Annotated in this window: 13 protein-coding genes; 5 read left to right on the forward strand and 8 right to left on the reverse strand. The window is 45.7% G+C overall.

What is annotated here, in order from left to right:
• Positions 1 to 209: 209 nt before the first annotated feature.
• Positions 210 to 2,150 (forward strand): DEAD/DEAH box helicase, encoded by a 1,941-nt coding sequence (locus tag ACXABW_RS15455; protein ID WP_457525979.1) that lies wholly within the window; start codon positions 210 to 212, stop codon positions 2,148 to 2,150.
• Between the two features lie 79 nt (positions 2,151 to 2,229).
• On the opposite strand, the gene ACXABW_RS15460 is transcribed toward ACXABW_RS15455, so the two are convergent.
• On the reverse strand, positions 2,230 to 3,006 hold the full coding sequence (locus tag ACXABW_RS15460) for a substrate-binding periplasmic protein (protein WP_457525981.1): 777 nt from the start codon (positions 3,004 to 3,006) through the stop codon (positions 2,230 to 2,232).
• Between the two features lie 144 nt (positions 3,007 to 3,150).
• Positions 3,151 to 4,671 (reverse strand): acetaldehyde dehydrogenase ExaC, encoded by a 1,521-nt coding sequence (gene exaC, locus ACXABW_RS15465; protein ID WP_457525983.1) that lies wholly within the window; start codon positions 4,669 to 4,671, stop codon positions 3,151 to 3,153.
• A 256-nt stretch (positions 4,672 to 4,927) separates the two neighbouring features.
• Here exaC and ACXABW_RS15470 point away from each other — a divergent pair, with 256 nt between their 5' ends.
• The gene (locus tag ACXABW_RS15470; RefSeq protein WP_457525985.1) at positions 4,928 to 6,706 is read left to right on the forward strand and encodes a sigma-54-dependent Fis family transcriptional regulator; all 1,779 of its coding nucleotides are present in this window, start codon (positions 4,928 to 4,930) and stop codon (positions 6,704 to 6,706) included.
• Between the two features lie 19 nt (positions 6,707 to 6,725).
• Here ACXABW_RS15470 and ACXABW_RS15475 read toward each other — a convergent pair whose 3' ends face one another.
• Positions 6,726 to 7,130: a VOC family protein gene (locus ACXABW_RS15475; RefSeq protein WP_252033654.1), complete on the reverse strand. Its 405-nt coding sequence runs from the start codon at positions 7,128 to 7,130 to the stop codon at positions 6,726 to 6,728.
• A gap of 86 nt (positions 7,131 to 7,216) precedes the next feature.
• Here ACXABW_RS15475 and ACXABW_RS15480 point away from each other — a divergent pair, with 86 nt between their 5' ends.
• Together ACXABW_RS15480 and ACXABW_RS15485 are read left to right on the forward strand one after the other, a co-directional pair.
• Positions 7,217 to 7,525: a putative quinol monooxygenase gene (locus ACXABW_RS15480; RefSeq protein ID WP_457525987.1), complete on the forward strand. Its 309-nt coding sequence runs from the start codon at positions 7,217 to 7,219 to the stop codon at positions 7,523 to 7,525.
• 2 nt (positions 7,526 to 7,527) lie between these two features.
• The gene (locus ACXABW_RS15485) at positions 7,528 to 7,968 is read left to right on the forward strand and encodes a YtoQ family protein (protein ID WP_252033658.1); all 441 of its coding nucleotides are present in this window, start codon (positions 7,528 to 7,530) and stop codon (positions 7,966 to 7,968) included.
• Positions 7,969 to 8,028: 60 nt separating this feature from the next.
• Here ACXABW_RS15485 and ACXABW_RS15490 read toward each other — a convergent pair whose 3' ends face one another.
• Entirely contained in the window at positions 8,029 to 8,172 is a 144-nt protein-coding gene (locus ACXABW_RS15490) for a hypothetical protein (RefSeq protein ID WP_252033660.1), read from the reverse strand.
• 327 nt (positions 8,173 to 8,499) lie between these two features.
• On the opposite strand from ACXABW_RS15490, the gene ACXABW_RS15495 reads away from it, so the two are divergent.
• Positions 8,500 to 8,697, forward strand: a complete 198-nt coding sequence (locus ACXABW_RS15495; protein WP_457525990.1) for a hypothetical protein — start codon at positions 8,500 to 8,502, stop codon at positions 8,695 to 8,697.
• Positions 8,698 to 8,781: 84 nt separating this feature from the next.
• On the opposite strand, the gene gnd is transcribed toward ACXABW_RS15495, so the two are convergent.
• The 4 genes from gnd to ACXABW_RS15515 all read right to left on the reverse strand — a co-directional run bounded on the left by gnd (position 8,782) and on the right by ACXABW_RS15515 (position 15,692).
• A complete protein-coding gene (gnd, locus tag ACXABW_RS15500; RefSeq protein WP_457525992.1) occupies positions 8,782 to 10,230 on the reverse strand; it encodes a decarboxylating NADP(+)-dependent phosphogluconate dehydrogenase in 1,449 nt (482 codons plus the stop codon).
• Between the two features lie 35 nt (positions 10,231 to 10,265).
• Positions 10,266 to 10,982: a 6-phosphogluconolactonase gene (pgl, locus tag ACXABW_RS15505; protein ID WP_457525994.1), complete on the reverse strand. Its 717-nt coding sequence runs from the start codon at positions 10,980 to 10,982 to the stop codon at positions 10,266 to 10,268.
• Positions 10,979 to 12,481, reverse strand: a complete 1,503-nt coding sequence (zwf, locus tag ACXABW_RS15510) for a glucose-6-phosphate dehydrogenase (RefSeq protein ID WP_457527202.1) — start codon at positions 12,479 to 12,481, stop codon at positions 10,979 to 10,981. Before zwf ends, pgl begins: the two co-directional genes overlap by 4 nt.
• A 334-nt stretch (positions 12,482 to 12,815) precedes the next feature.
• Entirely contained in the window at positions 12,816 to 15,692 is a 2,877-nt protein-coding gene (locus ACXABW_RS15515) for an HD domain-containing phosphohydrolase (protein WP_457525996.1), read from the reverse strand.
• Positions 15,693 to 15,945 lie beyond the last annotated feature (253 nt).

Below are 15,945 nucleotides of genomic sequence, written 5' to 3' on the forward strand. Positions count from 1 at the left end.
GTTTAGAGAAAAAATTGTGATGTATTTCAATTTTTTCTGGCTTTTTTTATGCATTTAAGGAATAATCCGCCTCCCTAAGTTGTCGTCCCTAGCGGCTTGATGCGTTTTAACACTACTCCGCATCTGAATGGAATCAGCTCAAAACTGGATTGGTATTGGAATTGGTAGAGCACGTGGGACCTTTTGTTAATTAATATAGTGGGATCCCAATGCAAGATTCTGTAATTCAGTTCAGCGAACTTGACCTGAACGATTCAATCCTTTCTGCTCTAGACGGAATGGGTTTCGTATCTCCAACTCCAATTCAAGCTGCGGCTATTCCGCACCTTCTTGAAGGTAAAGATGCGCTAGGTAAAGCTCAAACTGGTACTGGTAAAACAGCTGCTTTCTCTCTTCCTCTGCTTAACAAGCTAGACCTTGATCAACATAAACCACAAGCTGTGGTACTTGCTCCTACTCGTGAGCTTGCGATTCAGGTTGCTGCAGAGATGAAAAACCTTGGTCAAAACATCAAGGGTCTTAAAGTTTTAGAAATCTACGGTGGTGCATCTATCGTAGATCAAATGCGCGCTCTTAAATCTGGTGCACACGTTGTTGTTGGTACTCCTGGCCGTGTCCAAGACTTGATCAACCGTGACCGTCTACACCTAGACGAAGTACACACGTTTGTTCTAGATGAAGCAGATGAAATGCTGAACATGGGCTTTGTTGACGACGTAACAGAGATCATGGAGCATGCTCCAGAAACTGCACAACGTGTATTGTTCTCTGCAACTATGCCTCCAATGCTTAAGAAGATCGTTGATCGTTTCTTGCGTGAACCAGAGTACGTAGACGTTGCTGGTAAGAACCACACAGTAGACAAAGTAGAGCAGCAGTTCTGGGTTGTTAAAGGTGTAGAGAAAGACGAAGCAATGACTCGTCTTCTAGAGACTGAAGAAACTGACGCGTCAATCGTATTCGTACGTACTCGTCAAGACACTGAGCGTCTAGCTGATTGGCTACAAGCTCGTGGCTTCAAAGCAGCAGCACTACACGGTGATATTCCTCAGTCTCTTCGTGAGCGTACTGTAGACCACATCAAGCAAGGTGTGATTGATATCCTAGTTGCAACTGACGTTGTGGCACGTGGCCTAGATGTTCCACGTATCACTCACGTATTCAACTACGACATTCCATTCGATGTTGAGTCATACATCCACCGTATCGGTCGTACTGGCCGTGCTGGACGTAAAGGTAAAGCGATCCTTCTTGTTCGCACTAACCAAATCCGCATGCTTCGCACTATCGAGCGCGTAACTAAGTCATCAATGGAAGAAATCCAACTTCCTCTACGTGACGTAGTAGCACAAGCTCGTCTAGTTAAACTAGGTGCTGAGCTAGAAGCTGAGAAAGAACACAAATCACTAGAGAAATTCACTGAGCTAGTTGAACAGCTACAAGAATCTCTAGAGCTTGATGCAGCAACTCTAGCTGCAATCCTGCTTAAGCGTCAGCAAGGTAAGCGTCCATTGTTCTACGTTGGTGCTGATCCAATGATTGAAGCAATTGAACGTGACAAGCAACGTCGTAAAGAGCGTCGTGAAGGTGGCCGTGATGGTCGTCGTGACGGTGGTCGTAGCTTCAACAACCAAGACTGGGATACTTACCAGCTTCAAGTTGGCCGCGAGCAAGGCGTTCAAGTTAAAGATATCGTTGGTGCACTAGCAAACGAGCTTGGCCTAACTAAAGGTTCTATCGGTGCGATCAAGCTGGCTCAAGGCCAAACTTACGTACAGCTTCCAAAAGCGATGAACTCTGAAACGGCAGGTAAACTACGCAAGCTACGTATTCGTCAAAAAGAAGTAGGCGCAGTAGTGTGTGACTTCGATGACTTCCGTGAGCCTCGTGGTCGTCGTGACGGCGGACGTCGTGATGGCGGTGGCTACCGTGGTAACCGTGAAGGTGGCCGTGGTGGCGAGCGTCGTGGCAACCGTGACGGCGGTGGCTACCGTGGTAACCGCGATGGTAACCGTGAAGGCGGATACCGTGGCAACCGCGAAGGCGGCCGTGATGGTGAGCGTCGTTTCGACCGTAACCGTGGTGGCGACCACCGTGGTAACTACCGTGGCGAACGTGGCCATGGTCGTGGACGCGGTAACGAAGCATAATAGATTGCTGAGTATTTAGAAAAAGCCCTCGCTTGATGCGAGGGCTTTTTTGTTTTTAGCAACAACTGTTTCAGAATCACTATTTAAGGTGGCTTTGAATAATCTTATCCAACTCACCAGATTCTTTCAGTTCGCCAATCTCGATATTGAGTAGCGTTTTAATGCTTTCTGCTTGTGGATTCTTTTTTGACACCATCATATAGAATTTGTGTGGAGCAAGGTCGGCTATTTCGGCAACTTGAAACTCATTAGTGGTGTAATCCACATCCCAGATTCTCTCAAACCCATCTAAGATTTCGTGCCACATCAAAAACACGTCGCAATGATCGTGTTTTATCTCTTGTAAGGTTTCAAACACTGAATGGGTGTTCTGTTCAATCGCACTTGCATCTAACTTAAAATCCGCATAGTTATAACTGAATATGCCGCACACGCGGTAGTTGTACAGATCACTTAGTTGCTTCACGGGAGGGGCATCAGGAAAGGCAAGCTCGGAGTAGATGTAAAGTGGGCGGATAGAGTAGTAAGAATCTGTGTAGAGGTAGTATTGACTGCGCTCTTCGCTGTAACTGGCGCTGAGTGCTATGTCATATTGTCCCATTGCCGCGCCTTTAAGGCAGCGCGCCCATGAGGTCATAATGATTTCGTAGCTGATATCGTGTTTTGGCAGGATCAACTTTAGTACTTCAACGTCTACCCCTTTCACCATATCTTCATGAACGTAGGTGTATGGAGGCCAGTCGATAGCATCACCACAAATAGTTAGATGTTTTCCGGATAATGAATTCGCTTGAGCAGAGAATGAGAAGCCAATAAGTAACATCAACCAAAGCGTATTCAGCATCGCTGATTGCATTTTTCTAGCTCTTTCGTTTATGGGCTTAACTCTAGTATAGACGCATGGTTGCAGTTCGATTGGTTAAATAAAAAAGCACCCGAGGGTGCTTTCTGAGTTTTGAACCTAAACGTTCAGGTTTCTTTTGAGCGCTATTTGGAGTGCTTAGAAGAAGCCAAGTGGGTTAACGTCGTAGCTAATCAGCAGGTTCTTGGTATTTTGGTAGTGGTCGAGCATCATTTTGTGAGTTTCACGTCCGATACCAGACTTTTTGTATCCACCGAATGCCGCATGTGCTGGGTACGCGTGGTAGCAATTAACCCAGATACGCCCAGCTTCGATTTTACGACCCATTCTGTAGGCAAGGTTTGCATCACGTGTCCAAACACCTGCGCCTAAGCCGTACTCGGTGTCGTTGGCAATCGCCAGTGCTTCTGCTTCATCTTTAAACGTTGTGATGGCAATAACAGGTCCAAAGATCTCTTCTTGGAATACGCGCATTTTGTTATCGCCTTTGAGCATCGTCGGCTGGATATAGTAACCATTGCCCAAGTCGTCGTCTTGTTTGGCAATTTCACCACCAACTAAAACTTGTGCGCCTTCTTGGCGGCCAATTTCTAGGTAGCTGAGGATCTTATCAAATTGCTCCTGAGAAGCTTGAGCACCAACTTGTGTGTCAGTATCGAGTGGGTTTCCTTGCTTAATGGTCTTCGCGCGTTCAACAACTTTAGCAATGAACTGGTCGTAGATAGACTCATGGATTAATACACGAGATGGGCAGGTACACACTTCACCTTGGTTGAAGAAAGCCAACAGCATCCCTTCTACGCACTTATCTAGGTATTCATCTTCATAGTTGAAGACATCTGGGAAGTAGATATTCGGTGACTTACCGCCTAACTCGACTGTTGATGGGATCAAGCTATCGGCAGCACATTTCAGAATATGGTTACCGACTTCTGTCGAACCGGTGAAAGCAAGTTTCGCGATTCGCTGGCTAGTTGCCAGTGCTTGACCAGCTTCACTACCAAAACCATTCACCACGTTCACGACGCCAGCTGGGATAAGGTCGCCGATCTTCTCCATCAGCACCAGAATAGATGTTGGCGTTTGCTCGGCTGGTTTAAGTACGACACAACAACCCGCAGCGAGAGCTGGAGCAAGTTTCCATGCCGCCATTAGCATAGGGAAGTTCCAAGGGATGATTTGCCCAACGACACCGATTGGTTCCGGGAAGTGGTAGCTCGCGGTATTCGCGTCTAGCTCAGCCGCGCTGCCTTCCTGCGCGCGAATACAGCCCGCAAAATAACGGAAATGGTCTACAACCAACGGTAAGTCTGCGGCCAGCGTTTCTCGTACTGGTTTGCCATTTTCCCAAGTTTCAGCCACCGCTAATTCTTCAAGGTGCTGTTCAATTCGGTTGGCGATCTTAAGTAGGATATTTGAGCGTTCTGTTACGCTTGTCGCTGCCCAACTAGCCTTTACCGCGTGTGCGGCATCAAGAGCCAATTCAATATCTTCCGCCGATGAACGCGCTACTTTACAGTAATTACTTCCGTTGACAGGGGAACTGTTATCGAAGTATTCGCCATTAACCGGTTTTACCCATTCGCCACCGATGTAGTTATCATAGTGGCTCTTGAAATTAACGACTGAGTTTTCGCTGCCCGGCTGTGCATAAATCATATTGAGATCCTTCTAGTGAACGTATTGATGTTCATCGTTTTTGTTTAAAACACGCACTTGGCGAGTTTCCTTTTCAAATTGATAAACGCAAATCACACGCCAAGAAGGAAAAGTTTGTTGTTAAATAATTGTAAAACTATGATTGCAAAACGTTAATGGTTTTAATGTGCGCAAAATTGGGCAAGCCGTAGCACACCCGTGCATTGTTCAAGTGTTCCATAATGGAACACCCGTACTGTGGCGAAATGGAACAGTTATGCAGCTTCAAGTTAATGACACACCATCTTGGTTATCTTCTTCATGGGTGAGAAGTAGTGATGCGGGTTTAAAACAGCGAAAATTACCGGAAGATACCCGGATTTCAGAACCGCTTCTTAAACAGCGCAAACAACAAGCCCGCACTTTGATTGAGGTAGTCGAACGTTTTGCGTTACCGTTGTTTAATCAAATGTTCGCTCGTACAGATAGCCGTTTGATTCTGACCGATAACGAAGGGGTCGTTATAGCAAGTTGGGGGCAGGAACGCTTTCAAGAGAAGCTGACGAGTATTGCACTTGGTACGGGGAGTTGTTGGTTGGAAAGGCTGAAAGGCACCAATGCAATAGGCACCGCGTTGGTAGAAGCCAAGCCAATTTCTGTGATTGGTGAACAACATTTTATTAAGCAGCATCAGTTCATCAGTTGTTCTGCTAGTCCAGTGCTCGACCACATGGGAAATTTGCGTGGGGTGTTAGACATCACCAGTGAGCAGCAACAACATGATGTAACCACACAAGTCCTAGTCCAGAATATGGTTCAGTTGGTCGAGAATCACCTTTTGAGTCACATTCCAGAAGGTTCGATCCGAGTCGATCTAGCCTGTGAAAAAGCTTTGCTCAATAGTGGCTGGCAGGGGATTGTGATTGCTGATCAATCAGGCTTAGTTGTCGCACACAATCAGGTAGCATCGCAGTTGTTGTCATTAAATTCAGCAATAGGCTCTAGTTTGGATGCGATACTTGAGGAAACCAAATATTCCTCGTCTTTAGTGTTTGAAAAGCAATATCTGGATAGCAAAGTCGCGGTACGTAAAACGGTGTCTGCATCCAGTGATTTGCATTATGGCGACAGCACGATTGAGCATGCATGGCAGCAAGCGAACAAAGTGATCGACAAAGACGTTAGCGTATTGATCCTAGGAGAGACGGGCGTAGGTAAGGGTGAGTTCGTTAAGGCATTACACAAGAACAGTGCGAAGAAAAATGCGCCGCTTGTGACGGTGAACTGTGGTGCATTGCCGAAGGACCTGGTTGAATCAGAGTTGTTTGGACACGTCCCGGGTGCGTTTACAGGGGCGAGTAGTAAAGGTTATATCGGTAAGGTACGTCAAGCGGACAAAGGGATCTTGTTCCTAGATGAGATTGCTGACATGCCGCTTGAAGCGCAGTGCCGCTTGCTGCATGTCTTACAAGAAAAAGTGGTAGTACCGGTGGGCTCAACTCAGAGTCATCAAGTTGATATTCAAGTTGTCGCTGCGACACACAAGAATCTAGAGCAGTTAGTGGAGAGGGGGGAATTTAGGCAGGATTTGTATTATCGATTGAATGGTCTGGTATTGAACTTACCAGCATTGCGCGATAGGGCTGATAAGAAGGCGCTGTATCAAGCCATACACGCCAAATATGCTGAAGTCGGGCAGAAGCTTTCTGTTAGCTTAATAGAAGCGTTTGATCAGCATACATGGCCTGGGAATCTAAGGGAGATGGATAACGTCCTGAAAGTCTCGAGCTTGTTAGCAAGTGATGAAGCGGAGTTAGCGCTTCACCATTTACCGAGTTCATTACTCAATCAAACTCTAGGTATACCCATAGCACAAGGGAGCGGACAGCTAGTGGGAGCTGCCAAAAAAACAGATTTAAAGTCGACTATTGATTCCACGTTGCTTCAAACGTTTGAAGCCACTCAAGGTAACGTAAGTAAAACATCACGCTTATTGGGCGTAAGCCGCAACACCATTTATCGAAAGCTAAAAGCGATAGGTATCATCTCTAACTAACGTTACCCGAAGTAGAGAGCTAGCTTAGCGTTTGGTGTGATACTGCCGGGTGGTAGAGTGGCTGAATCACATGGCCCTCTGGATCCTTGCAATGAAAGCTGCGCGCGCCATCACTGTGGTCGTGCGGCTCATCAAGCAGTGTAACGCCCTTAGCCTGCATAAACTCATACCAATCTTGCAGCTCTTGCTTACTGTTCACAACAAAGCCGAAATGGTCGACACTGATTGGCGAGCAGACTCGTTGGCTGCGAGCTCGTCCGAGAGAGAGGTTATCATTGCCACACGTTAAATAGACAAGGTTGTCATTCGCGCGCCTTAAAATCTCCATTCCCATGATGTCAGTATAAAACGCTTCACACTCTTCAAACTTTTGTACCACTAACGCGATGTGTCTCATTCCATTAAACGGGGCTGGCCTTTTCATTATTTACATCCTTTGTATTTTATTTTGATTTAAATTGTATACAATAATTGAGTGTGATTTCAAATAAGTGCCATGGAGAAGGTAAGATGTATTGCATTATTGTCCGTAACCGAGTGAAACCGGGCAGTGAAGAACGCTATAAATCGATAATTACAGAAAACGCTCAAGCATCAGTGACAAATGAGCCTGAGTGCTATCGATTTGATGTTGTGCAGGATCAAGAGTCACCACAAGACTTCTATTTGTACGAAATCTATCAAGATCAGCAAGCACTGCAGGTACACAAACAAACGCAACACTATTTAGATAGCCGCAAGTTACTGGCAGACTTAGTGGTAGAAACTTCGGTTATCCGAGCGGATGTCATTGCAACAAACCCAAATAATAAGGAATAACAATGAGTTGGAAAGTATATTTGAGCGGTGAGATCCACACCGACTGGCGTGAGCAAATCATTGCAGGAGCGGCTCGTTTAGAATTGGATGTTGAGTTTTACTCAGCGAATACGGACCACGACTCTAGCGATGCCGCGGGTGATCACCTCAGAGAAAATGATGTGCAGTTTTGGCGTGACCACCAGTCATCAAAAGTGAACGCGATTCGTACTAAGAATCTAATCAAGCAGTGTGATATTGGTGTCGTCAGGTTTGGTGACAAATACCGTCAGTGGAACGCAGCGTTCGATGCAGGAATGCTTGCTGCGCTCGATAAGCCATTTATTACGCTTCATGATGAAGGCATCATCCACCCTCTTAAAGAGGTCGATGCGGCAGCAATGGCGTGGGCAGAGACGCCACAGCAAGTGGTTGAAATCCTAAGATACGTCACCAGTAACTAAACAAAAAAACGCACACCGCTTTTTCGGGCGGTGTGCGTTCAATTTACAGCCTGGTGAATATTAGCCTGACAAGCCACCATCTTGCTGGACTTGTTTTAATAAAGCCTGACGTTGAGTTTCCGCTTCTGAGATAGCTTTGTTGGTTTGTTCTGGCTCATCTTGTTGTGCGCTCGGTACAAAAACAAAGTATTTATTTATCGTCATTTCAAGAACCTCAATTAAGTAACATTACACCTTCCTGGAAAAATGAATCTCATCAGTCTGTGATGGATTCATGCACGTTAAGAACAAGTTTAAAGGTTGAGGCATATTCAACCTCATCCTTATCAATTTAATTATAGGCTGAGTAAAAGGGCTTACCCAATTGCTTTTATCCACCCCATGATTACTGTCGATTCTGTTAATGGAACGGTGACCTCTAAAGTTTGATGTTGGTCATTAAATAACCTTTTTTGAGGTTTATTTAGCTGCTTTTCTGGTCATAAATGAGACAATGATTGTGCAATAAAAAACGGTCATTAAGGGGGCGTTATGAACAAGAAACTCGGTCATGTAATGTCATCAAGTCGGTTCATCTGCTTTATCGCATTTCTTACTGCGACCTTTGCATGGGTATTAGGAATGCCAGCATTACTGTTTGCATCGGTGATGTGCTTAGTCGTGAGTGCGGTGGTCTATCTTGCTGATATATTTAAAGATAAGAACAAACCAAAAGAGCGGGATGCATAGCGCTTCAAGGCTGTTGGAGTTGTAAACACAACAAAATAAAAAAGGATGCCTACAGGCATCCTTTTCGTTTATGAGATTTTGTTATTAAACGTCGTAAGTAGTAGACGCTGTATCGCCGCCTGTACCAGTCCAGTTCGTGTGGAAGAACTCACCACGTGGACGGTCAGTACGCTCGTAAGTGTGAGCACCGAAGTAGTCACGTTGAGCTTGAAGTAGGTTCGCTGGTAGGCGAGCTGTCGTGTAACCATCTAGGAACGAAAGTGCAGAGATAGTACAAGGCATTGGGATACCAGCTTCTAGCGACTTAGCCGCTACTTTGCGCCATGCGCTCAGGCTGTTTTGTAGGATGCCTTTGAAGTAATCATCTGAACCTAGGAATGCGATATCTGGGTTCGCTTCGTACGCATCACGGATGTTACCTAGGAATGCAGAGCGGATGATACAACCACCACGCCACATTAGTGCTACGTTACCGTAGTTTAGGTCCCAACCATTCTCGTTAGAAGCTTCGCGCATTAGCATAAAGCCTTGAGCGTAAGAGATGATCTTAGAAGCAAGTAGAGCTTGGCGCAGTGCGTCAACCCACTCTTGCTTATCGCCTTCAACTGGTGTGATTGTCTTACCGAATAGAGATTCAGCTTCAACACGTTGATCTTTCAGTGCAGATAGGCAACGAGAGAATACAGACTCAGAGATAAGTGTTAGAGGAATACCTAGGTCTAGTGCGTTGATACCTGTCCACTTACCAGTCCCTTTTTGGCCTGCAGTGTCTAGGATTTTCTCAACTAGCGCTTCACCGTCTTTATCTTTGTAGCCAAGGATGTCTGCAGTGATTTCAACAAGGTAGCTGTCTAGCTCAGTCTTGTTCCAGTCAGCAAATACTGCCTGCATTTCATCAGCAGACATACCTAGGCCATCTTTCATGAACTGGTACGCTTCAGTGATAAGCTGCATGTCGCCGTATTCGATGCCGTTGTGTACCATCTTAACGAAGTGGCCAGCACCGTCGTTACCAACCCAGTCACAACAAGGTTCACCAGCGTCAGTTTTTGCAGAGATACCTTGGAAGATTGGCTTAACCGCTTCCCAAGCTTCAGCAGCACCACCCGGCATGATTGAAGGACCAAAACGCGCGCCTTCTTCACCACCAGATACACCAGTACCGATGAAATGGATGCCTTTCTCACGACAATGCGCTACGCGACGGTTTGTGTCTGGGTAGTTAGTGTTACCACCGTCGATGATGATGTCGCCTTCGTCTAGAAGTGGGATTAGGTTGTCGATGAACGCATCAACAACAGCACCCGCACGAACCATTAGCATCACTTTACGTGGTGCTTCTAGCTTCTCTACTAGCTCTTCTAGAGAGTAAGCACCAACGATGTTAGTGCCTTTTGCTGGACCTTCAAGGAATTCATCTACCTTCGCAGCAGTACGGTTGTGAGCCACTACTTTGAAGCCGTGGTCGTTCATGTTTAGGATAAGGTTTTGACCCATTACTGCTAGGCCAATTACACCGATATCACCTTTCATTGTTTGTCTCCAGTTTTCCTATTTGGACGCTCGCATTACGCGATTTTTGCTGCTGCGTCAGAATCTAAGTACCACTCTGTTTCACCAGCTTTAGACTGGATTTTCGCTGCCGGGTAAGGCAGTTCACTTGCAGGAGTAGTATGAATTTCATTAACGATCTCAACTTTACCTGCGCCAAGCACTAGGTAGCTGATACGTTTAGCGGCTTCTAGAACTTTTGCTGTTTTAGAAACACGAATCTGGCCTGATTCAGGGTGAGAAGCCAATACAGATAGGTTCTCATCTTGATAGTTAGTTTGACCTGGGAATAGCGAAGCTGTGTGGCCGTCGGCTCCCACGCCTAGCAGAATCCAATCGAAAACAGGCGTTCCGTTCTCTGTTGGAATCACGTCTGCCATTTCTTTCGCGAAGCGCTCTGCTTCTGCTTTTGGTTCTTCTTCACCACGGATGCGGTGAATGTTGTCTGCTGGCAGTTCGACTTTACTGAAAAGCAAAGTATTTGCTTCACCGTAGTTACTTTCAGCGTCATCTGGTGCTACACAGCGCTCGTCACCCCACCAGAAGTGTAGGTTGTTCCACTGGATTGAGGTTGCGTATGTTTCTGTCGCTAGTAGCTTGAACAGCATCTTAGGTGTGCTGCCGCCAGACAGTGAAATATGAACAGGGCGACCTAGTTCGCTGAACGCTTTCATGTCGTTCGCTAGGCTTTCAACAACCTGTTCCGCGGTTTGAAAGATCTTATGGTTGATCATAATTCGCAGTAGTCCGTATCTGTTAGGTTCTTACATGGGAAACGCCAAGCGCGGTTAGCACGTTGAAGTAGATCATCCGCTTCTTTTGGTCCCCATGTACCACAGGCATAACCAAATAGTGCTTGTGGGTCTTGTTTGAAATCGAGAATAGGCTGAACGTACTTCCAACATGCTTCTACCGCATCAGTACGCGCAAATAGAGTAGCATCGCCGTTCAAAGCATCAAGCAGTAAGCGCTCGTAAGCGGTTAGCATTTGAGTCTCTTCTAAATCGTTGTAAGAGAAGTTCATCTTCACTTCTTTGGCTTTAAAGCCTGCGCCTGGTTCTTTCAAGCCGAAGCTCATTTGAATGCCTTCATCCGGCTGAATACGGATGATCAGTTTGTTCTCAGGTGCGTTTTGACCAAATACTGGGTGCGGTGTGTTCTTAAAGTGGATAACCACTTCAGTAACGCGAGTAGGTAGGCGCTTACCCGTACGTACGTAGAATGGCACGTCATTCCAACGCCAGTTGTTGATGTACGCTTTTAGGCCGATGTAGGTTTCTGTACGTGAATCGTCAGCGACGCCGTTTTCTTCACGGTAGCCCAGCAGGTGTTCGCCACGAACGTCAGACGCTGTGTATTGGCCAAGAACAAGGTCTTTACGCAGTGACTCTTCATCTAGAGGTTTCAAGCACTGCAGAACTTTTACTACTTCGTCACGCATAGAATCTGCGTTGATTTGTGCTGGTGGTTCCATACCAACCATCGCAAGAACTTGAAGCAGGTGGTTCTGGAACATGTCACGTACCGCACCAGAGCCATCGTAGTAACCGCCACGTTCTTCGACGCCAAGGAACTCAGCACCGGTAATTTCAACGTATTCGATAAAGTTACGGTTCCAAAGTGGCTCAAACATCGCATTTGAGAAACGCAGAACCAGTAGGTTCTGTACCGTTTCCTTACCAAGGTAGTGGTCGATACGGTAGATTTGGTGCTCTTGGAAATGCTCGTGAATTTCTTTATCGAGCTTTTGTGCTGACTCCAGGTCGTAGCCAAATGGCTTTTCGATGATGAGGCGTTTCCAACCATCGTCTTCGTTACTTAAGCCATGCTGGGCAAGGCTTGCAGGAATAACGCTGTATAGGCTTGGTGGGGTCGCCAAGTAGAATAGAGTGTTACGTTGCTCGAAGCCGTATTCAGTAGACAGTGAGTCAAGACGAGTCACTAGCTTAGCGTAGTCTTGAGAGTCTGAAGTGTTAATGGCTTGGTAGTGAAGATGGTTGATGAAAGCGTCAAGCACTGCAGGCTCGGTCTGTTCCATTTCTTGAAGCGATTTCTTGAGTTTTTCGCGGTATGAATCGTCGCTGTACTCAGTTCGGCTCACGCCCAAAATAGCAAAAGACTTTGGAAGCTTATCGCTTGCATATAGGTGATAGAGAGCTGGGATCAACTTACGATAAGTTAAATCTCCCGAGGCACCAAAAATAACGATGCTGCTGTTTTCAGGTATTACCATCATCTTCCCTTTAAAAACACGGTATTAGGTGAGCGCTAACGTTAACAGCGTCACACAAATTTTGATAATTGACTCTGCCTATCGTACCGATAGCCAAAATCGATAACTTTTGCTGCTCTTGAAAGTGATGCAGATCACTTTCGACACGGGTGCGTATTGTCCATGACTATTTGATGCACATCAATAGTCGAAAGCGCAATCGTTTAAATAATGACTCATTTTGTTGCTAAGTCATTAAAAAACATAGAGTAATAATCTAAGTGATATTTTGGTTAAAAATGAAGTTATTACTCTATATTTGAGTACGACAAAGGCTAGGGGCTATTAGGTGGCGTTAGAATATAGTTTTTAGATACTCTCTGACCTTTTGAAGATGGAACTCACGGTCGATAGGGGTGATTTGTTCTGGCGCTAAAAACTCGTCGGCATAGGTTTGGTCGATTCCATTTTCAAGAAACAACAGGTACAACTTAGGGTCGATGTGCCCCGTGGTCGCCATGTCGGTCATGATGTGAATCGATTCATCAAGGCTCTTCGCTTTCTTATATGGTCTATCTGAAGATGTGAGTGCTTCGAATACATCAGCAATAGCCATCACGCGTGCAGGTACAGATAACTCTTCGTCACTCAAGCCTTTAGGGTAACCTTCACCATCGACTCGTTCATGGTGACCCCCTGCGATTTCAGGAATATTTTTGAGGTGCTCGGGATAAGGAAGTCGATTCAGCATCGAGATACTTTGAATGATGTGATCGTTGATAATAAATCGTTCTTCAGAGGTCAGGGTACCCCTTTGAATAGAAAGATTATATAACTCTCCGCGGTCGTATTTGACGTTACCTGGCTCCAAAATATAAGGCTCATTCCAATGTTGTTTTGGGTTTTCCCCACGAGGCCACTCAACGCGATGAACCGCTTTATCAGCCAGTAACTGCTCTTGCGTCGGAAGGGTATATTTGGAGTCGCTACGCTGTTTTTCTATCCATGATATGCCCTGATGATCATCCAGTGTTCGTGTCCATTCACGAGCGCCAATCTGGGCCAACCTGGCGATATCTTCTTCACTCATCGATTCGCCACCAATATTGCACTTGGCAACAAAGGCAAATTCCTCATCTAAGGTTCGGTGCTGCTCATGAAGCGCGAGCTTGAGTTCTGACTCGTTACCGCCTTTGTGTAACGCTTGCCAGTAGTCCGTTTCAGCCTGTTTCTTAAGTAGTTCAAATCGCATGCGTATTTCATGAATACGGTCATAGATGGTTTCCAGCTTTGTCGCCTTATCGATGACGTATTCCGGGGTGGTAACTTTACCGCAATCGTGCAACCAAGACGCTAGATGCAATTCTTCCCATTGTTGGTTTGTCATCCCAAATCGAGGGAAGTACTGCTCATCTTTGGCGGCGACCTCGGTGAGCATTTTGGTTAGCGCTGGCACACGTTGGCAATGGCTGCCAGTGTAAGGTGATTTTGTATCAATAGACGAAGCCATTAGTTCGATGAAAGCATTAAGCATGTCTTTCTGTTGTTGCATCTGGTCGATGTTGTCTTTGGCTATTTCGGCAAAGCTGAGCAATTCACTCAGGAAGGCATGTTTATCGCTTTGTTCTTTGGTAATTGCTCGCTCGTAACCCAAGGTAAGCACGCCAACGAGATGTTTTTCTCGGTTGAGTAACGGGAAGAAATACACATCAGAGTTATAGAAGTGGTCGCGGTGCGGGCCAATAGCGTTATCGTCTCGATTTAGGTGGATGGTTTCTCCTTTTTTAAGTTCCGTCATTAGCCAAGGCGTGTCGGAGAGAAACTCATTAATTTCGATTTTGAATGGAATTATCGCGTGGTTGGCTGCGGTAGTGAATTTGTTTTCTTTCTCAGAGTGGACAAACAAAATAATCGTTTCGGCGCGAGTCACCAAATAACTTTGGTGAGTGATGGTCTTGGCCAGTAGGTTAAAATCTTGGTTGCTGGCGGTTTCTCGGAGCAAGCGAAGTAGGTCATGCAGTGTGTGCTCCATCAGTTCAATTGATTCAGTGAGGTTAGAGACCTCTTTAATCATACTCTTTGGATAACGAGTTTTCTTGAAATCGAATCGTGCAATGTTATCAGTGAGCAGAACCAAGTTTTGTAACGGGTTAGCTAAGCGTTTGGCGATGATCCAAACCACCACAAAACTGACTAATAGCATGGTTAGGGCCACGGTGATTTGTTTGTCTCGCATCGACATCAGGTTTGCGAGTAAGTCATCTTGCGGTGTCGCTTCGGCCAAAAGCAGCCTGACATGCTTGTTCAGAGAGACTGGTGTCAGCGTGACCGACCAGTTCTGTTCATCGAAAAATACATTCTCATAAAGGGTTTGGCTGCTATTACGGTCGAGCATATTGGCGAAGACGCCGTTGTTGAGTGTCGCTCTGGCTTTTTGCTCCTCTTCTCCTAATTCAACCCCAGATTGATGATGGGCCAACACTTTGAACTGATTGTCGAACAGGACAAGTCTTGAGTTGCTTGAGTAGCCTATGGAGCTTATTTGTTGGGACAGAGAATCCAGAGTGAAGTCGGCGCCGACTACCGCACTGCCATTGATCGATCTTCGAGACAAGGTAACGCCAGTGGTTCGTAGAAAATAGAAAAAGTAGGGTTCAGTGAGACGAATTTCACCATCCAAATCGGCATTAATAAACCAAGGCCTAACTCGTGGATCAAATTCATTATCGTTGGTTTTGGTATAGCCGACTTGGTTGTGGTTGCCGTCGAGATAATAGAACTCATTCAGGCCATTAGCCTGAGTATGATTGATGAACATGCTGGCTTTTTCTGGCGCGTTAAAGCGTTCTCGAGCTTTGTTGTCACGCAGCGGGCGCATGAGAATAAACTGGCCGCTTTCATTACCGTAATAGAGTGCAACAAGCCCCTCGTTACGCTGAAAAATGAGGTCAATTGAGGCAAGCCAGCGCTTTTGTTTAAGTGGGACTTTCTTATCTTCCGTGCTGGCGCTCAGCGCCATAAAGTCCAGAGTGGTGAGAATAGGGCCCGCGCTTTGCTTAAACGCTGATTCAAGTTTACGGCTGTTTTCGTTGCTGAGCTCTTTTGCGCTGCCGGAGAGCAACTGCTGAGAGTGTTGGTAGCTGATTGAAATAAGGACGACACCCACGAGTGTAGTCAGCACCAAAAACAGGCTAGTAATATGAATACTCAGCGAGTAGCGCTGCTTTCTCATGTTGCTCTTCCTTGGGCAATTGACTGATCTAATTATTGTCTAATCTATCGATGATGCAAAAAAAGACGGAAAATTTAACCACTTGAAATTACGTGAGTCAGTTCAAAAAAGAATAAAAAGCTACCGTTCTATAAATGAATTCCCTTCGTTTTCCGATGTTTTGTCATTTTTATCTTCTATACCTAATATACCCAAATGACTTAAAGACGCGGGATTCAGAACGATGTCACTGGTTTTCTTGGAAAATGATTCA

Source organism: Vibrio paucivorans (genome assembly GCF_054053395.1).